We start from the raw sequence: 17,787 nt of genomic DNA, 5'->3' as shown, positions 1-17,787 counted from the left end.
GCGGAAGCTACGGAAGCAGCGGAGGCCTTCTTGGCTTGAGCCTTCTGAGCAGCGGAAGCAACCGAAGCCTTCTTGGCGTGTTTTTCAGTCTTTACAGCGGAAGCATCGGCAGCCTGGGCGCCAACGGTTACGAACAGCGCGGCAACGAGTGCGGACAGCAGCTTGGTCATTTTTTATCTACTCCGAAAGAAACTGGGTAAGTTGTGTGGAGCGGATTATGGTGATTCGCTAATGTTTGTGTTGTCGTGCTTGGTACCGCGCTGTAACTGAATGTAGTTGAAAGACGTAGTTTGCTTAGGGTTTTAGCTTATAGGACTACGCAACGGTTACAGCTGGGTGCTGCCATCGGCCAGCGGCGTGGGCCAGGCCAGCGTAACGCGTGCGCCACCCAGTGGCGAAGTTTCGATGCGGACTTCGCCATTGTGCCCGCGCATGATCATGGCAACGATCGACAGGCCAAGCCCGAAACCGCCGGTCGCCAGATTGCGGCTGTTTTCCATGCGCTCGAAGGGCTGCAGCAGACGTTCGCGCGCATGATCGGGTATGCCGGGCCCATTATCGTCCACATGAATCTGCGCCACGCCTTCGGCCCATGCCAGCGTCACGGCGGTGGTGTCGCCGCCGTAGCGGTGCGCATTGGAAAGCAGATTGCTGACTGCGCGGCCGAGGTAATAGCCATCAAATTCCAGCATCGGCTCGCTGAAAGCCGTGGTATTGGTCAGTGCAGGGGCAGGGTTGTTCTGTGCGAATTCGTTACAAAGAACTGCCAGCCGTGCGTGGATGTTTTGCAGTTCCAGGTTCAGGCGCAGCTGCGCACGGTCGAGGGTAGACATGGTTAGCCACTCTTCCAGCAGGCGGTCAATCTGGCCAAGATCGCGTTCCATTGCCGCGATCTGCGCGTCCAGGCTGGCGCCGGCCTTGAGGGCTTCCATGCGGTAGCGGATGCGGGTCAGTGGTGTGCGCACGTCGTGCGATACGGCGTCGAGCATCGCGCGGCGCGAGGCGGTCAGTGTCTGGATGTCATTGGCCATGCGGTTGAAGGTCACGCCCAGTGGAGCCAGAGCCGAGCTGTCGGCCAGTTCGACGCGCGAGGTGAAGTCGCCATTGCCGAGCCGGCGGCTTTGCCGGATCAGCTGCAGCACGTCCCGCCAGAACGGACGCATCCACAGCCAGGTGGGCAGGCCGAGCGCCGCGCACATCAGCGCCATCGCCAGCCAGTCGATCCATGACATGCCGTCCAGCCGCGACAGATAGGGAATGGGCCCCAGCACCACCATCAGTTCGGTCTGGTGGATGCGGTGGATGTACAGTTCCTGGTCGGCAAGCAGAATGATGCCACCGCCCAGCAGCGTGGCCTTGTTCTCCGGCGACAGCAGATAGGTGTCGAGGCTTTCGATCTGTACCGGTACCGGCAGCTTGCCGCGCAGGCGGGCCGCTTCATCATGCCAGATCGAGCGCGGCAGATCGCCCAGCTCTTCTTCAATGATGGTGACCGTGGTCTTGAAAATGTCCGACAGGTAGCGCTGGTTGGTCCGGTCGATCAGATGCTTGTAGGCGCCGCCGATCAGCGTGGCGGAAATCAGGAAGCAGACTACGACGGTGAGGTAAAAGCGCAGGAATAGCTGGCGCATGGCAAGCCTCGATAGGGCCGGGGTTCCGGGGGATTGCAAAAACGGGGAGCCGGCAGGCTCCCCGTTCTAATACATGCAAGGGTACTGACTTACTCCTGCCACCAGACATCGGTCGCAAAGAGATACCCCTTGTGCCGGATGGTCTTGATCTTGCGTGGCTCGTTCGGGTCGTCGTCGAGTTTCTTGCGCAGGCGCGACACCGCAACGTCGATGCTGCGGTCCAGTCCGTCATATTCGATGCCGCGCAACTGCTTGAGCAGATGGTCGCGCGAGAGGATGTCGCCCGCGTGGCTGGCCAGCTCCCACAGCAGGTCGAAGTCGCCGGTCGACAGGCCCAGCGGCTCGTTGTGATAGGTGGCGGTGCGATTGCGGGCGTCGATCTGCAGTTTGCCGAAATTCAGCGTCGAGCGCTCCTGGCCACCTGCGCCTGCTGGTGTGACCGGCTGGGTGGTGGCGCTGCGCAGGTGTGCGCGGATGCGCGCCAGCAGCACCGAGGGCGGCGTGGTCTTGACCACGTAATCGGTCGCACCGATTTCGAAGCCCAGAATCTGGTTCATGTCGCTGTTGAGCGAGGTCAGCAGCACGATGGGGCCGCCCCAGAATTCGCGCAGCTCGCGACAGAGTGTCAGGCCATCCTTGCCCGGCAGCATGATGTCGAGCAGCAGCAGGTCAGGCGGATTCTCGCGCACCGAGTCGATCAGCTGGCTGCCATCGCCCTGCACGTCAACAGTGAATTCGAAGGAGCGCAGGAAATTGCTGATCAGCTCGGAAAGCTCGGGGTCGTCTTCTACAAACAGGATTCGGGTCATGGCTGCTACCTGGGTCGGTGGACGCGGCGGTACTCGTTGCCGTAATGCCGTCAGCTTGCCGCAGCCCGTCGCCAAGTGCAAGGCCGCAGCGCGTGCTTGCCGCATTGCAGCAGGCCGATGGCCGGAAAAACGTGCCGGACAGCCCGGCGGATGCGCAAGGCCGGAAAAGTCGACCCCGATGCCTTGTCCGATAATCGCGCAAGGAAACGACACCGGATACAAGCCCATGAGCTTTGCCACTGTACTGCGGCAGGACTGGAACCAGCCCGCGCTGCAATCCGCCCGGGCCCGGGCTACGCCGCTGCTCGACGGCTGCAATCCGCGCGGGCGCCGCATCCAGCGGGTGATCGATTACATCGAGTCACGGCTGGATGCCCCGCTGCAGCTCGACGAACTGGCGAGCCTGGCGTGTTTTTCCCCCTGCCATTTCGACCGCGTTTTTCACGCGGCTACCGGCGAGCCGCCGTTCGAGCACATCCGCCAGCGGCGCATGTTGCGTGCCGCCCAGCGCGTGCGGCACGAAACCGATACGCCGATTCATGTCATCGCGCGTGACTGCGGCTTTTCGTCCGACGCCGCCTTTGCCAAGGCGTTCCGGCGCCAGTTCGGCATGTCGGCGCGCGACTGGCGGCGTGGTGGCTGGCGCGGCTACATGGACGCCAAGCTGGGTATTGTGCGCGAGGGTAATGCCTGTGTGCCCCAGCCAAGCGAAGAGGGGCGTGCCGGGCTGGCCGCCCGCGTCCGTCTGCAGACGCTGGCGCCGCAACGCGTGGTGTACCGGCGCTGGATCGGCATGGACAAGAATGGCCTGGAAGCGCGGGTACGTGATTTTGCCGCCGAGTTGGCTGGCTATGGCCTGCTGCCGGATGGCGCGCACTGCCTGGGCGTGATGCAGGATGATTTCGGCCTGGTCGGACCGGAGCAGTTCGTGTTCGAGCTGGCCGTTCCCGCCGGGCCGGTGCCGGCCGGCCTGCCTTCGCGCGATCTGCCCGGCGGCCTGTATGCGGTGGTCGAGGCGCAGGGCTCGCCGGTCTGGTTCCAGTGGCTGTATGAAGACTGGCTGGAGCGCAGCCCCTATACGCTGGACTGCCAGCGCCCGCATCTGGAATGCCATGTGCGCGACGCAGACGGTCTTCATCTGCACTGGCTGGCATTGCCGGTACGACGCAGTGGCAGGGTATACGCCTGAAGTAATTTATTATGAATGGCTGCAGCTTTATATCCATCAGGGTATATAGGGGAGTGCCAGCTCGTCACTGCTGCGGGCGCTGCCGGTGAATTGCCGGCACTCATCCAGAAAGGCGCGCATGCCGGCGGTCTGGAATTTCTGCCGGTGCCACAGGAAGTGGAACTGGCGGCCGAGGTCCAGCTCCGGCGTGGCCAGCGCAACCAGGCTGCCGCGGCGGAAGGCTTCGCGCAGCGCCAGTTGTGAAATGCAGCCGATGCCAAGGCCGGATTCGACCGCGCGCTTGATCGCCTCCGTGTGCTCCAGTTCCAGCCGGATATTCAGCCGCGACAGATGATGGCGCATCGCCTGCTCGAAGGTGTCGCGTGTGCCCGAGCCGTGCTCGCGCAGAATCCAGGCCTCCTGCAGCAGCTCCTCGATGCTGGCGCTGCCCTTTTTGGCCAGCGGATGCTGCGGGCTGCAGAACACGACGAGCTGATCGTTGATCCACGGCTGCACGACCAGATCGGGGTGCTGGCAATCGCCCTCGATCAGACCGAGGTCCAGCTCGAAGCGCGCCACCTGCTGGATGATGGTGGCGGTGTTGTGTACCGCCAGCTGCACGCGGCTGTCGGCGTGCTGCTGCATGTAGTTGCCGATCATCAGTGTCGCCAGATAATTGCCGATGGTCAGCGTGGCGCCGATGCTCAGTGCGCCACAGTCGTTCTGGCCTAGTAGCAGGCCTTCGATTTCTGCAGCCTGATCCAGCAGCGCACTGGCGCGCGGCAGCAGTTGCAGGCCCAGCTCGTTGAGGCGCAGTGCTTTGCCCACGCGGTCGAACAGCTGGCATTGATACTGTTTTTCCAGCTCGCCCAGCGCGGTGCTGGTGGCAGACTGCGAAAGGCCAAGGTCTTCGGCGGCGCGCGAGACGCTGCCACGCCGGGCGACGGCAACAAATACCTGCAATTGGCGCAAGGTGTATTTCATATCTGCGTTTCCGCTGGAATCGAATAACTTATTCGATAATGCCGATATTCTAGGCAGTCTGGCGGCAGCTGCCAATCACTGACGCCGATTTGTGTCGACCTGCAAGCAAGCCTTGAATTTGCTGCGGTCGCCACAATCTAGCGAAAATTCCCAAGCCTACCGGAGCCGCCATGAGCGTGCCGCATCTGACCACCGCCCTGACCGGGCCGCTGCTTGATCTCGAACGCAAGATTCTGGCTGCCCAGCCGGAAATCGAACACTGGTTCCGCAATCAGTGGCAGGAGCACACGCCGCCGTTCTACGGTTCGGTCGACCTGCGCAACGCCGGTTACAAGCTGGCGCCGGTGGACATGAACCTGTTTCCGGGCGGCTTCAATAATCTGAACCCGGAGTTCCACCCACTGGCGGTGCAGGCGGCGATGATGGCGCTGGAAGGCTATTGTCCGGACGCGCGCCGCATCCTGCTGATTCCGGAGAACCACACACGCAATCTGTTCTACCTGCAGAACGTCGCCGCGCTGGCGAAAATCCTGCGCCAGGCCGGCATGGTCGTTCGTGTGGGCAGCCTGAACCCGGAAATCACTGCGCCTACCGAGCTGGATCTGCCCGACGGCGGCAAACTGACGCTCGAGCCGGTGGTGCGCAATGGCCGCCGGGTTGGCGTGGGTGATTTTTCGCCGTGCGTGGTGCTGCTGAATAATGACCTGTCTGCCGGCATCCCGGAAATCCTGCAGGGGCTGGAGCAGACGCTGCTGCCGCCCTTGCATGCCGGCTGGGCCGTGCGGCGCAAGACGACGCATTTTGCGGCCTACGACCGCGTGGTGGCCGAGTTTGCCGAGCTGATCGATATCGATCCTTGGGTGATCAATCCCTATTTCGAGCACGTCGACGGGCTGGATTTCCATGCGCGCGAAGGCGAGGAAAAGCTCGCCGCGACGGTTGACGCGATGATCGAAAAGATCGGCGCGAAATACGACGAGCACGGCATCGATCAGGAGCCCTTCGTGATCGTGAAGGCCAATGCCGGCACCTATGGCATGGGCATCATGAGCGTGAAATCCGGTGCCGAACTGGTGGGCCTGAACCGCAAGCAGCGCAACAAGATGTCGGTGGTGAAAGAGGGGCTGGAAGTGCACGACGTGATCGTGCAGGAAGGCGTGCCGACGTTCGAGAACATCAATGCGGCCGTTGCCGAGCCGGTGGTCTACATGCTCGACCGTTTCGTGATCGGCGGCTTCTACCGCGTGCACACGGGGCGCGGCATTGACGAAAACCTGAACGCGCCGGGGATGCATTTCGTGCCGCTGGCCTTTGCTTCGCCGCTGAGTACGCCCGATTGCGATGGCTCGCCCGATTGCGAGGCCAACCGTTTCTATGCCTACGGCGTGGTGGCGCGGCTGGCTCTGCTGGCCGGTTCGCTGGAGCTGGAAGAGGGTGAGCTGTTGTGAGTGTGACGCTGCAGGCGTGGCTGGCTTTGCTGGCGGCGGCCGTGTTTGAAATCGGCTGGCCGCTGGGCTTCAAGCTCTCGCAGACGACAGGCAACAAACTGCTATGGATTACGGTCGCCATCATCTGCATGGGGCTGAGTGGTGTACTGCTGTGGCTGGCGCAGCGCCAGATTCCGATCGGCATCGCGTATGCGGTCTGGACCGGCATCGGTGCGGCAGGCACGTTTGCGATCGGCGTGCTGTGCTTTGGTGACGCCGCCACGGCCGGCCGCATGGCCGGTGCGGCGCTGATTGTCGCTGGCGTGGTCTTGCTGAAAATTGCCGGGTAATACGTGTTTGGGTATTGCTGCTTAGTCGTTTAAATGAGATGGCTTCGGGCATATACCTTGTTATTTTTGTGGCTTGTCGCCCGCGCGTTGGTGCGAGGGAGCACCCGCAGCATTTGAAAAGGACCGCATCATGCGCATTCTGGTGGTCGCCGACCCGCTGGCCGGTTTCAAGATACACAAGGACTCCACGTACGCGATGCTGCGGGAAGCCGCCGCGCGCGGCCATGAGCTGTTTACCTGCGAAGCGCGGGAATTGTCGCTGCGTGACGGCGTGGTGCTGGCACAGGCTCATGCGCTGACCTTCACGGTCACGCAGGAATACAAGCACTGGTTTGCATCCGGCGCAGCGCAGCCGCTGGCGCTGCGCGATGTCGATGCGGTGATCATGCGCACCGACCCGCCATTCGATCAGCAGTATTACTATGCGACGCAGCTGTTTACGCTGGCCGAGATGCAGGGGGCGAGAGTCTTCAACCGCGGCCAGGCGCTGCGCGATTTCAACGAGAAACTCGCCATCCTGCGTTTCCCCGAATTCATTGCGCCAACACTGGTCAGCCAGGCAATAGAACAGATCCGCGACTTTGTGCGCGAGCAGGGCGACGTGATCGTCAAGCCGCTCGACGGCATGGGCGGCACGGGGATTTTCCGGGTGACCCCCACCGACCCGAATCTCGGCAGCATTCTGGAAACACTGAGCGATAACGGCCGCCGCACGATCATGGCGCAGCGCTATCTGCCGGCCATCAAGGATGGCGACAAGCGCGTGCTGCTGATCGATGGCAAGCCGGTGGACTGGTGCCTCGCGCGCATCCCGCAAGCCGGCGAAACGCGCGGCAATCTGGCTGCCGGCGGTACCGGCGTCGCCCGGCCTCTCTCCGCGCGAGATCGCGAAATCGCCGAGGCTCTGGGCCCGCAACTGGCGGCACAAGGGCTGCTGCTGGTTGGCCTCGACATCATTGGCGAGCATCTCACCGAGGTGAATGTCACCAGCCCGACGTGCTTTCAGGAAATCAGCGCGCAATCCGGCATCAATGTTGCCGGCCTGTTTGTCGACGCGCTGGAAGCCCGATGCGCCTGAGTGCGCTTCTCTGGCAAGGCCTGCTGCTGGGGCTGGCGCTGCTGCTGGCGGGGTGCGGCGGGCCCGAGCTTTACCAGCAGGAAAGTTATGTCTTCGGCACCCGCGTGCAGATCAGCATTTATGGCATGCCGAAAGCGGAAGCCAGCCGGCATGCCGCCGCAGTGCTGGCTGAACTGGATCGGCTGCACGCCAAACTGCATGCCTGGCAGCCTTCCGAGATTACCAGGCTGAACGCGGCGCTGGCGCAGGGCCAGGTCTATACGGTAGATGCCGAATTGCTGGACATGCTCAAGCGCGCGCAGGATATGGCGGGCCGTAGTGATCAATTGTTCAATCCGGCGGTCGGGCACCTGGTTGAGGCTTGGGGTTTTCACCGCGACAATTTTGCACCGGTACGCCCGGACCCTGCCCAGCTCGCCAGGCTGGTGGCGGCCAGGCCATCCATGGACGACCTGACTTTTGATGATTTGCAGGTGGGAAGCCGCAACCGGGAGGTTGCGCTTGATCTGGGCGGTTTTGCGAAAGGCTGGGCGCTTGATTTGGCGTCGTCCTATTTGCGGACGCATGGCGTCAAGAATGCACTGATCAATATCGGCGGCAATGTGCTGGCGCTGGGGAAAAAAGGTGACGAGTCATGGCTGGTCGGCATCCAGCACCCTCGCCAGCCCGGCGCAATGGCCAGCATCGCGCTGGGTGACGGTGAAGCCATTGGTACTTCCGGTGATTACCAGCGGTTTTTCGAGCAGGATGGCAAGCGTTATTCTCATCTGATCGATCCGCGCAGCGGCGAACCTGCACGTCAGCTGGCCGCAGTGACGGTCATTGCGCCGCCCTCACCGCAAGCCGGAACGGTGTCGGATGTTGCCGGCAAGCCGCTGTTTATCGCCGGGCGCGAGTCTGCCATGCGCTATGCCGGGCGCTTCGGCGTGAAAGACATTGTGCTGATGGATGTGGATGGTGCTGTTTTTTTGTCAGCCAGCATGCAGCAGCGAATAAAGTGGCTGATTGCACCTGATCGTGTCTATCTTTTGAAGTGACTGTGGCGTCTGGTTGTGTGTATTTTCCACGTCGGGTCTTGTGGATTGTCATTACTGGCGTGTGTATTAACGATATGATTGATAACAATAGGCTTACGCCAGAAGGGAAGTGAATGGTCGGCATTATCATCGTTACGCATTATGCGCTGGGGGAGGCTCTGATTACCTGTGCCCAGCACATCATGGGACGCCCATTGCCTCAGTTAAGACAACTGGCTGTCAGCAAGGCTGACGACCCGGATGAAGTCGTGCGCCGCGCCCGGGAATTGATCGCCGAGCTGGATGATGGCAGTGGCGTCCTGCTGCTGACCGATATCTTCGGCGGCACGCCCTCCAATGTGGCGAACCGGCTGATAGTTCCCGGCCGCATCGAGTCCGTGGCAGGGGTTAATCTTCCGATGCTGGTGCGAGCCCTTACTTACGGGCATCAACCCATCGAGATCGTGGTCAGCAAGGCTCTGACTGGTGGCCTGGAAGGCGTGCTCTACATGCTGCCGCCCAGCCCGCAGGAATAAGCAGACAGGAAACAAGCAATGCCGCAACAGGAAGTCGAAATCATCAACAAGCTGGGGCTGCATGCCCGTGCATCAAGCAAATTCACCCAGCTGGCGAGCCAGTTTCAGTGTGAAGTCTGGATCAGCCGCAACCAGAAGCGCGTGAATGCAAAATCGATCATGGGCGTGATGATGCTGGCCGCCGGCAAGGGTAGCCGCATTCTTATCGAAACATTCAATGGCCCGGATGAAGCCGATGCCTTGCTGGCGCTGACCGGGCTGGTCGCTGACCGCTTTGGTGAAGGCGAGTGATTGCTGTAACGGAAAACGTGTAAAGATCGGGACAACCCGGCATGCACAGTGCGCAGGAGGAGAGGGTATGAGCATTACCTTGCATGGTATCGGCATCGGGGGCGGCATCGCGATCGGGCGAGCACATCTGGTGAGCCATGCCGACATCGAAATTGCCCACTATCAGCTGCAGCCGGAAGAAATTCCGCAGGAGCAGGCGCGTTTCGACGAAGCAATTCGCACTACCCGCAAGGAACTGGAAACGCTCTGGGGCAGTATTCCCGAAAATGCGCCGGCCGAACTCGGTGCATTTCTGTCGCTCCATATCATGCTGCTGAATGATCACACCCTGTCGCGCGAGCCCCGGCAAATCATCGAGGTCCAGCGTTGCAATGCGGAATGGGCGCTGAGCCAGCAGCTGGAAATCCTGCTCGCGCAATTCGACGAAATCGAGGAAGAATACCTGCGCGAGCGCCGATCGGATGTCGAGCAGGTTGCACAACGAATTTTCAAAACGCTGGCTGGCTATGACGCGTCGGCCCATACCCCTGTCTCTGCCGGCGAAGATGCCATCCTGGTCGCCCATGACCTCAGCCCGGCCGACATGGTGCTCTTCAAGGACACCGAGTACCTGGCGTTCATTACCGATGTCGGCGGCCCGACTTCGCATACTGCAATACTGGCCCGTAGCCTTGATTTGCCTTCGGTACTGGCTCTGCGCCACGCCCGTGAGCTGATTGATGAAGACGAGCTGATCATTGTCGACGGGATCAACGGAGTGGTGATCGTCGATCCCGATGAATCCATTCTCGCCGAGTACCGTGTTCGCCAGCTGGAGTGGCAGGCGAAGCAAAAAGCCCTGCAGGATATCCGCACCCGCAAGCCGGTGACGGCTGATGGGGTTGAAGTCGAGCTGTTTGCCAACATCGAACTCCCGGAAGATTGTGCGCTTTCGATTGAAAATGGCGCGAGCGGAATCGGTCTCTTCCGCTCGGAATTTCTTTTTCTGCGTGAAGAAGACCTGCCGACCGAAGAAGAACAGTACGAAGCCTACCGTGCGGTGGCCGAGGCCATGCAGGGGCAGCCAGTCATCATCCGCACCGTCGATCTTGGCAAGGACAAGATTCCGAAATGGCAGGAAGAAAGTGACTCGCCCAACCCCGCACTGGGGCTGACCGGGATCCGCCTGTGCATGGCCGAGCCCCAGATGTTCCGTACTCAGCTGCGGGCATTATTGCGCGCATCGGCCCATGGCAAAATCAAGCTGTTGCTGCCCATGCTGTCCCATGTTGCCGAAGTGAAGCAGACCCGGCGACATCTGGACGAGGTGAAGGCCCAGTTGCGCGAAGAAGGCATTCCTTTCGATCAGGACATCGAACTTGGCGGAATGATTGAAGTCCCTGCTGCCGCGATTGCTGTGGCGCATTTCCTTGAACATGTCGATTTCATTTCCATCGGCACAAATGACCTCATCCAGTATTCGCTGGCGGTTGACCGCAATGATGATGCGGTTTCCCATCTCTACGACCCGCTGCACCCTGCGGTGTTGCAGTTGCTTAGGCACATCATCGAAACGGCTGATCGCCTTGGCAAGCCGGTGTCGATGTGCGGCGAAATGGCCGGGGATCCTCAGCTGACGAGGTTGTTGCTTGGCTTGGGCTTGCGCCGTTTTTCCATGCTGCCCATCCAGTTGCTGAAAGTGAAACAGCGCTTGCTGGATGTCAGCCTGAAAGATCAGGAGGCAGTTGTTGCAGAGATGCTGAAGGTTTCCGATAACGATACGCTCAGAGGCTTGCTGCAGCGGCTGAATGAATAGAAAAGGGGGCTTTGAAGCCCCCTTCATTTGGCAATGCTTGTTTGCCCGAGAAATTTTTACCACTTTTTCTCCGCATCGCTGATTGATCCATTGTCATCCTTGTCCCAGCCCTTGATTCCAGTGTGGGTGAGAGTGAGTATCCCATTGCCTGATTGAGGGCCCTTGGGGGTTGCTTGCAAAGTGAATGTGTTATCGTTGCAGGTTCCGTTGACAACCGCGATGTCGTAAAACTTGGTTGCGCCATCAATGGGGGATTCGGCGTAGAAAAGCGTACAGGTGCCACTGGGTTTGTAAGAGTTATTTTGCGTATAGATGCGCTCCAGCATCTGAGCGTTTTGCAGTAGAACACTTTGCGCATCGCCTCGGCGTGTTTTCTTCACGTGTTCCATATAACTGGGGACGGCAATGCCCGCCAAAATGCCAATGATGGCAACCACGACCATGACCTCAATTAATGTAAACCCTTGAGCATACGTTTTCATAATTATTATCCCTGTCAAATGTAAGCCGGCCGGTGCCCCGGCCGGCTTAATGGTACTTATTGAATGATTTCAGTCCAGTTGACCGGAATCACAACTCTTGAATCACACACATTGATTTCTCTTGCTTTGCCGGTTGGTTCGACATCAATTGCTTTTTCGCAGGGTGACTGTGATTTTTTGCCGTTGTAATTACGGCCAAAGCCTCGTTCGTCATTCAGCCCGGAAGGTTTGCTTCCCTTGACCGTCGTGGTGCCATTCGGTGCACTGGTTGTACTCAGAAGACCAACGTTTTTGATGCCGCTGAGCTTGTCCCCAGAGTTGTTTGCCATTGGGAAACGTTGTCTGCTCTGACCTCCGTCATCCAGATTCAGAACCATCACACTTGAGCGAGCAGTAAAGCCGCAGACGCTATTTGCTGCGTTTTCCGGTATCAGCGTGTTGAACAGCACTGTTCCACCTGCAATCCGGGGCATTCCGACATGGCGCTCTTCTAAAAGAGGGAAATCAGCGTACCAACCATATTCGACAGGTGGCGTCACAAATGAGTCTGAGTCAGTACATTTGCTGCCAAAAGTTCCACCTGCATTTCGCGGGAGTATGCAGCGGAAGTTCTCAACATCGCTCAACGCAACAGTTTTTCCGGTCAACGTTGTGAGTGCGGGTAAATCAGCGCTTCCATAAGAGGCGATTCGCTGCTCCAGCAACTGGGATTTTGTGATGGTGGTGAATGAAGATTGTGTAGCTGTCTCGGCGGTGCTGCCGTTGAATTGCTCTTCGGTATCAACGATGCCATAAAACGAAGCAGTATCCGATTGCCCAGTGCAGCTTGAGCCAGCCTTATCGCAGTCTTCAACAAACTTGCCTGTGCCAAAATAGACCATGAGGCGTTTGTTGTTAATACTCAAACCTGCTTCGGCCTTGCGTTCCCAAGAAACAGCCGGTGGCATCACGATGGGTTGTGCTCCATCTGGGCGTGTCGCCTTGAAAAGAGGCGTGTTGTTACGGCCTAGTTTCCAGTTGGCCGGGTTGGTGTCCCGCACGTCGAATTTCCAGAGGTTACCCAGCATATCGCCAGCATAGATGACATCGGCAGTGCCATTGTCATCAAGGTCCGCAGCAACAGGAGCTGACAAGCCATTGAATCCAGTGCCAGCCAGTGCAGCCGAAATAGTGATTTTTCGTGCTGTCGTTGAATCCCAGCCATTCGTGCCGGGGCCCGTCGCCTGCAAGAAGTACAACACAGCCACTCCACTTGCAGGAGAAGGCTCAATACCCTGGAATCCATTGCCGGTGATGGCATACCACTTGCCATCATTCATTTTAGTCAGCAGTGGGCTGCCCGGCTGATAGCCCATTTCTGGATCACCTTGACTAGTATCTGTACTGTTGAAATACTCCCAGCGCGTGACTTTGGGAATTTCGGAAGAGCCCACGTCGTTTGGCTTCGTGATGTCGAGGGCAAAAATACCTTTCCCGCCGAAGCCCGCGCTGGCCACAAGGTAAGTATGCCAGTCGCTGCCAGTCCAGCCGGTATCGGTTGTCTTGACATCCTGTACTGCGGCCCGTCCATTCAGATAGTACTCATGGCTGTACGCCGGATCTTCCAGCTTGCGCAGCTTGTCAAAAATGAACGAGGGAACATAGCCAAAGCGTTCCATTCCGTTCCATTGCTGGTTGATTCCAGGGGTTACATCGTCCAGAAAAGCATGGAATACACCGCCATTAGCTCCGGCGTAAACAAAATTCAGCCGATCTTTATACTGATTTGCAAATGCCTTATAACCCGCATCCTGATAGTAATCGGGATCGGGGACCGGGCCTACGCTATATGGTTGGGCATCAAGGATGTCGGCGATATAGTTGGACTGCGTACCACTCTGCTCACGCCGGCGCATTTTATTCGTGCCAGTTCCTTCGTTGGTATTGTCACCACGGATATAGTTGATGCGGTCAATCATGACCTGATCCGCTGTACGGGTGTCAGTTGCCGGGTAATTCTTGACTTTCAGCGCATCTTTCTGGCTGGCAGACATGTAGAACGAACCTGCGCCAGGCTCGAAAGCTGTTCCCTTGCGGGCGTATGGATCCGAACTCGGCCCAGGGTTCCAGGTTGCCAAGACGCGTGTGCCGCCAAAACCGGACCAAGGTTGCAACTTATCTGCGCTTGCGGCCTCCCAGTATGGAACACCCAAGGTTAGGTCATTCGTGCTGAGAGGCAATGCAGACAGGTTTCCGCTCCACTGATCAATTTTATAAGCAGTACGATAAATACGGAACTCCGTATCTTCCGATCCGCCACCAGATGAGCTGCCAACAGGTGCGCTGGAGCGACTGACAGCATCCAGGCGAGAGAATGCTCGATCAAGTTGTGACTTCAGGTTGAGTGGATTGGTTACCAGGAAGTAATTGTCTGGAATGCCATCACCATCGCTGTCCCACTCGCTTAGATTGTCCAGTTTGTCACGATTGACATTGCCTTCTGCCTCATCATCAACAAAGCCGCCGTATTTTGCGGCATACCAGAGTGGCGTTTTCAGGTCGGTGACGGTCGAGCCGGTGCTGCTGGGGCTGAAAGTGCGGGTGTCTGAAAGCGCTGTCAGGTTGCCTTGCGGGTTGATGGGATCGCCGGATGGATTGCCCGTTCCTGCCGGTTTGGCATCCATCCAGTATTTGACATCCTGGCCACCCTGGTCTTTCACGACTAGGTAGACGCCATCCTTGGTTGTACCGGAAATCACATAGCCCATGTGCTGATCAATTCCGCCTGCGGCATAAATCGAGTCAACAACGACCTTGATGGTGTTGTCGGCCTGCAGTGTAATGGTGTACTGGGCGATGGCATCCATGTCATGGTCACCACCGTATTCGACATCTTCAAAGTTGATGCGGAATACATACTGCGGCCGACCGCCATTAACGCTGGCGCTGAAGGGGAAGCCGGTAACGTTGTAAATATTGTCGATGTAGTAGTCGACAATCTGGTTGACAGGGCGGTAACTCGACGAGCTTCCTGTGCCGCTGCCGCCTTGGGATGGCGACTTGGCGAATGGAATGATTGTAACGATCTTGCCATTGACCGGAATCTTGATTGAAGGCAGAGGCGAGGCCAGCGCAATCGCCATGGTGTTAACAAGCTGCTTCTCGCCATCCGTGCCGCTGCTGCCTGCCGGATTGATGTCGTTGGTGCGGGCAAATTCGGCAACTGCGGCGGTCATGTAGCTGCCGAGTTTGGCTGGCTCATCGGGCAGGCCGCGTAAATTACTGAAAGTGGTGGCGGTTTTCGGGGTTGGTGCTCCATCGCTGGTGGATCCATTGCTGCCGATGATTACCGATCGTGCTCCGCCAAATTCAGCACTCCATTGGGCATCAAGCAGGCTGACCGGGCTGAGGGTTTTGCCGTTGATGCTGGTTGATGCCATGTAGTCACCATCCCAGTTCGGATTGATGTCCGAAATCAGGGTAATGGCAGGCTTGGCGCACACGCTGTTGCGCGCCTTGCCGGTGCCGGAGTCGATGCCGTATGGGTCTGCCCAGCTCGTAACCTCGGGCAATCCCAGTGTTGCACCTTTGGTGTCCGTTTTGAAAGCACTTGTTGGTGATGATGCACCCGACAAATAGCGCACGGCCTCTAGCATCATTTCGCCTATGGGGTTACCCCAGCCGCTACAATTTCCATTAGCCAACTGTTGTGCAAAGGCATTGCCATAGCTACACGCGTCATCTGCGCCACCGCTGACAAAATACTCGAACGAATCTCGGAAACCCTGGATCCGCAGCTTGTCGATGGTTTTGATGATGCCGTTCGTGGTTTTGAACGTGCCATTGTTCAGATCGATTTCATCGTCGATCTTGCCAATATTTTTGCGCAGCACACCGCCTTGCAGGTTGTTGGAGTAGCTACCAGTGAGTAGACCAAAGCGCATTGCATCAGAATCGCCATACTGTTGCAGTAGGCCGATAGGCTTGTAAGTGTTGCCATACTTCTTGCATTCATTTTCCAGCAGACCTGTTACGCAGGCCTGCACCCGTACGGTGTAGTCAGTTATGCTGCTGATGGTTGGTCCGTTATTACCATTGTCATACTTGCTGCCAGCAACCGGGCGTTCAATACTGACCCACTGCCAGATGCGACGGTCGCTGTTGATAATCTGGCGAAGCAACGGCGGGTTGTTGAAGCTGTTGGCGCAGCCACCCGGTGCGCAGAGTGTGGTGTTGGCAAACAGGTGCCGCCTGCCGCTGTTTGGTATACCTAGTGGTGTATAGTCCTGAATGTCATATCCGTCGTTGGATACATCCTTATACTCCTTGCCCCATGAGTGAGCATCCTGCGGGATGAAGGCTCGTTCAAGAATGGTATCAGTCGCAGTATCGGTCGAGCGCTTGCCACCATACAGTACGCGACGAATGGCATCCATTCGGGATGTGGTGAGGTAGTTCAGGTAGTCTCCACTCCAGGGGGCACCACTGTTATTCGGGCATTTCTTGTTATTGGTTTTCTCCACCGGTTCAAAGCGGCTGTTGTTGTAGCGATAGCATTTATAGCTGTCGAAATAGCCGTAATAATCGATCTTGAATTTGCCGGGGGCTGCGGTGGATTCACCCGGTTTCAGGATGTAGCCGCGGTAGCCGACGTCATAAATGCCATCGCCATCCAGATCGGAAGCGTCGTTGTAGGCCTCGTAGAACAGTTTGTGATCGCGGCTGAGTACCAGAAGATTGAGTGGCGGCTCATTGGACGATACATAGAGGGGGCGGAAAGGATCCCGGCCGCCTTGCGAGTATTGAGGTGCTGCCGCTACAGCCGAGCAAATCAGGAGGAGCGTCGGGCTGATGTATTTGATATGGTTATTCATGATGAAGTCTCCTGACTAGCTATCACAAGCGCGAACAACTGATCGCAATAAGACAGAACTCTCAGCGCTGCTGCCCACTCCATGCGACCAAACTTCGTAAAATGTACAGTCGGTACTGGTGCCTGCCGGGGGCGTCATTTCCTTTATGGCCCAGCGTGGTTGTACTGCTACGCCTGATATGTAGATTGTTTTTGTTAAATTGCTGCCTTCTTTGTCATTGCAATTGGCATCATCGATTGCGCATGTTGTTGTGCTGGTTGCAACCCAGTTTTCTCTCGGTTGCAAATTCGTTGTTATATTGACCCAGCCCGGTTTCGAACCAAAGGACAATGGGTCGTCGACCAGTCTTCCCTGGGCCCTGGTCATTGCCAGTTCTGCCATTTGAAATGCTTGACTGCGCACTCGTTCATTGCCGGCTAGTCGTTCACGCATGGTGGCACTGCGCACCGCGTAGACTACGGCTATCGTCATGGCCACTAGGAATATCAGGCTGGTTATGAGTACAAAGCCATTTGTTCGCGCGAATCGTCGATTTATCATGGTATGCCGCCTTATTTGATTTGGTTGCGTAAATACACGGCAGTTTTAAAAGTTCGATACAGGCGGGTGTCATTGGTGTTTAATGTGATTTGATTGTTGTCGCAATCAAGATAATTTCTCGCTGGCGTCGTTCCGTCTGCTTTTTTTCCAGCTTTAATAAGTCCTGCGTCATTGTTGCGGATTACCACGCACATTTTTACTGAGAAAACTTTACTGCCATCAAGATTTCCTGTTGTTGCGGGTGAGATGTATTGGTCCGCAATTTGATCGCCATTGTTGTCTATTCCGTATTCGAATTTTAAATTCTTCGCGCTGTAGTCACTGGGTATGTTTTCGGAAAGAACTTGCTCTTGTGATCCATCGCCTCCCAGTGGGGCACAGACTAATTTTGATTCTGAGTTGATGTAAATGCTGTATGCATATTCTTGTGATGTTTTTAGTTCTGGATAGCTGGCATTCCCGGTTGTGTCATTTGCACAGCTGAAGATATTACCTTGAGGGTCACCATAAAATCGGACATCCATGCTCTGCTCTGTTCCGTCAATGATTTCTCGATTCTGCATATTTCCTCGAGTCGTATTGAAGGTTTGCGTCATGTTTGCGCTGTCCCGATAGCCAGCCTGAAATGCCATTCGTTGTACCATGGCCATGATGAAGCGACCCTCATCGCCCAGCCTTGCTTGGGCTGCTTGGGTACGAAAAGTTGCTCGGGTTTCTATATATACATTGGCAACTGCCAGTGTAAGGATCATTGCAAGGGCAAGGCCTACCATTAACTCTGTAATTGTGAAGCCGGAGTGTTTCTTGAGAAGGAGCGATGTCATGGT

15 protein-coding genes are annotated in these 17,787 nt (G+C 57.4%); 8 read left to right on the top strand and 7 right to left on the bottom strand.

The genetic code is table 11. The features are described from left to right. Nucleotides 1–326: 326 nt before the first annotated feature. Both H559_RS20920 and rstA read right to left on the bottom strand, forming a co-directional pair. Nucleotides 327–1,631 carry an ATP-binding protein gene (locus H559_RS20920; RefSeq protein WP_051279693.1) on the bottom strand — a complete coding sequence of 435 codons (1,305 nt, stop codon included), beginning with the start codon at nt 1,629–1,631 and terminating at the stop codon, nt 327–329. 89 nt (nt 1,632–1,720) lie between these two features. After that, entirely contained in the window at nt 1,721–2,440 is a 720-nt protein-coding gene (gene rstA / locus H559_RS0116575) for a two-component system response regulator RstA (RefSeq protein ID WP_028453595.1), read from the bottom strand. Nucleotides 2,441–2,666: 226 nt separating this feature from the next. On the opposite strand from rstA, the gene H559_RS21980 reads away from it, so the two are divergent. After that, entirely contained in the window at nt 2,667–3,629 is a 963-nt protein-coding gene (locus tag H559_RS21980; RefSeq protein WP_028453594.1) for an AraC family transcriptional regulator, read from the top strand. A gap of 36 nt (nt 3,630–3,665) precedes the next feature. Here the strand turns inward: H559_RS21980 and H559_RS0116565 are convergent, their stop codons facing one another. Further along, nucleotides 3,666–4,592 carry a LysR family transcriptional regulator gene (locus H559_RS0116565; protein WP_028453593.1) on the bottom strand — a complete coding sequence of 309 codons (927 nt, stop codon included), beginning with the start codon at nt 4,590–4,592 and terminating at the stop codon, nt 3,666–3,668. A 170-nt stretch (nt 4,593–4,762) separates the two neighbouring features. Here H559_RS0116565 and gshA point away from each other — a divergent pair, with 170 nt between their 5' ends. The 7 genes from gshA (at nt 4,763) to ptsP (ending at nt 11,085) form a co-directional block, all read left to right on the top strand. Next, nucleotides 4,763–6,040: a glutamate--cysteine ligase gene (gene gshA, locus H559_RS0116560; protein ID WP_028453592.1), complete on the top strand. Its 1,278-nt coding sequence runs from the start codon at nt 4,763–4,765 to the stop codon at nt 6,038–6,040. After that, on the top strand, nt 6,037–6,369 hold the full coding sequence (locus H559_RS0116555) for a DMT family transporter (protein WP_028453591.1): 333 nt from the start codon (nt 6,037–6,039) through the stop codon (nt 6,367–6,369). Before gshA ends, H559_RS0116555 begins: the two co-directional genes overlap by 4 nt. Before the next feature lie 130 nt (nt 6,370–6,499). After that, nucleotides 6,500–7,447 carry a glutathione synthase gene (gshB, locus tag H559_RS0116550; protein WP_028453590.1) on the top strand — a complete coding sequence of 316 codons (948 nt, stop codon included), beginning with the start codon at nt 6,500–6,502 and terminating at the stop codon, nt 7,445–7,447. After that, nucleotides 7,438–8,484: an FAD:protein FMN transferase gene (locus H559_RS0116545; RefSeq protein ID WP_028453589.1), complete on the top strand. Its 1,047-nt coding sequence runs from the start codon at nt 7,438–7,440 to the stop codon at nt 8,482–8,484. Before gshB ends, H559_RS0116545 begins: the two co-directional genes overlap by 10 nt. Before the next feature lie 113 nt (nt 8,485–8,597). Continuing rightward, on the top strand, nt 8,598–8,999 hold the full coding sequence (locus H559_RS0116540; RefSeq protein ID WP_028453588.1) for a PTS sugar transporter subunit IIA: 402 nt from the start codon (nt 8,598–8,600) through the stop codon (nt 8,997–8,999). Between the two features lie 18 nt (nt 9,000–9,017). Then, nucleotides 9,018–9,290: an HPr family phosphocarrier protein gene (locus H559_RS0116535; RefSeq protein ID WP_028453587.1), complete on the top strand. Its 273-nt coding sequence runs from the start codon at nt 9,018–9,020 to the stop codon at nt 9,288–9,290. Nucleotides 9,291–9,357: 67 nt separating this feature from the next. Beyond that, entirely contained in the window at nt 9,358–11,085 is a 1,728-nt protein-coding gene (gene ptsP, locus H559_RS0116530; protein WP_028453586.1) for a phosphoenolpyruvate--protein phosphotransferase, read from the top strand. Nucleotides 11,086–11,141: 56 nt separating this feature from the next. On the opposite strand, the gene H559_RS0116525 is transcribed toward ptsP, so the two are convergent. From H559_RS0116525 to H559_RS0116515, 4 genes are read right to left on the bottom strand one after another with little or no spacing between them, the layout of a single operon-like run. Continuing rightward, nucleotides 11,142–11,567 (bottom strand): type IV pilin protein, encoded by a 426-nt coding sequence (locus H559_RS0116525; RefSeq protein WP_051279692.1) that lies wholly within the window; start codon nt 11,565–11,567, stop codon nt 11,142–11,144. Between the two features lie 56 nt (nt 11,568–11,623). Next, nucleotides 11,624–16,420: a pilus assembly protein gene (locus H559_RS20910; protein WP_051279690.1), complete on the bottom strand. Its 4,797-nt coding sequence runs from the start codon at nt 16,418–16,420 to the stop codon at nt 11,624–11,626. Nucleotides 16,421–16,435: 15 nt separating this feature from the next. Then, nucleotides 16,436–16,960 (bottom strand): pilus assembly PilX family protein, encoded by a 525-nt coding sequence (locus tag H559_RS22425; protein WP_081413120.1) that lies wholly within the window; start codon nt 16,958–16,960, stop codon nt 16,436–16,438. Between the two features lie 11 nt (nt 16,961–16,971). Next, on the bottom strand, nt 16,972–17,784 hold the full coding sequence (locus H559_RS0116515; protein ID WP_028453584.1) for a PilW family protein: 813 nt from the start codon (nt 17,782–17,784) through the stop codon (nt 16,972–16,974). Nucleotides 17,785–17,787: the final 3 nt, after the last annotated feature.

Source organism: Chitinilyticum aquatile DSM 21506, from assembly GCF_000430805.1.
Lineage (GTDB): Bacteria > Pseudomonadota > Gammaproteobacteria > Burkholderiales > Chitinibacteraceae > Chitinilyticum > Chitinilyticum aquatile.
This window is presented reverse-complemented; position numbering and strand designations above follow the sequence as displayed.

Bases quoted from the DNA above. Each gene is read 5' to 3' on its own strand.
- H559_RS21980 (WP_028453594.1), top strand. From the start codon at position 2,667: ATGAGCTTTGCCACTGTACTGCGGCAGGACTGGAACCAGCCCGCGCTG.
- H559_RS0116525 (WP_051279692.1), bottom strand. From the start codon at position 11,567: ATGAAAACGTATGCTCAAGGGTTTACATTAATTGAGGTCATGGTCGTG.
- gshB (WP_028453590.1), top strand. From the start codon at position 6,500: ATGCGCATTCTGGTGGTCGCCGACCCGCTGGCCGGTTTCAAGATACAC.
- H559_RS0116540 (WP_028453588.1), top strand. From the start codon at position 8,598: ATGGTCGGCATTATCATCGTTACGCATTATGCGCTGGGGGAGGCTCTG.
- ptsP (WP_028453586.1), top strand. From the start codon at position 9,358: ATGAGCATTACCTTGCATGGTATCGGCATCGGGGGCGGCATCGCGATC.
- H559_RS0116565 (WP_028453593.1), bottom strand. From the start codon at position 4,592: ATGAAATACACCTTGCGCCAATTGCAGGTATTTGTTGCCGTCGCCCGG.
- H559_RS20910 (WP_051279690.1), bottom strand. From the start codon at position 16,420: ATGAATAACCATATCAAATACATCAGCCCGACGCTCCTCCTGATTTGC.
- gshA (WP_028453592.1), top strand. From the start codon at position 4,763: ATGAGCGTGCCGCATCTGACCACCGCCCTGACCGGGCCGCTGCTTGAT.
- H559_RS0116535 (WP_028453587.1), top strand. From the start codon at position 9,018: ATGCCGCAACAGGAAGTCGAAATCATCAACAAGCTGGGGCTGCATGCC.
- H559_RS20920 (WP_051279693.1), bottom strand. From the start codon at position 1,631: ATGCGCCAGCTATTCCTGCGCTTTTACCTCACCGTCGTAGTCTGCTTC.
- rstA (WP_028453595.1), bottom strand. From the start codon at position 2,440: ATGACCCGAATCCTGTTTGTAGAAGACGACCCCGAGCTTTCCGAGCTG.
- H559_RS22425 (WP_081413120.1), bottom strand. From the start codon at position 16,960: ATGATAAATCGACGATTCGCGCGAACAAATGGCTTTGTACTCATAACC.
- H559_RS0116515 (WP_028453584.1), bottom strand. From the start codon at position 17,784: ATGACATCGCTCCTTCTCAAGAAACACTCCGGCTTCACAATTACAGAG.
- H559_RS0116545 (WP_028453589.1), top strand. From the start codon at position 7,438: ATGCGCCTGAGTGCGCTTCTCTGGCAAGGCCTGCTGCTGGGGCTGGCG.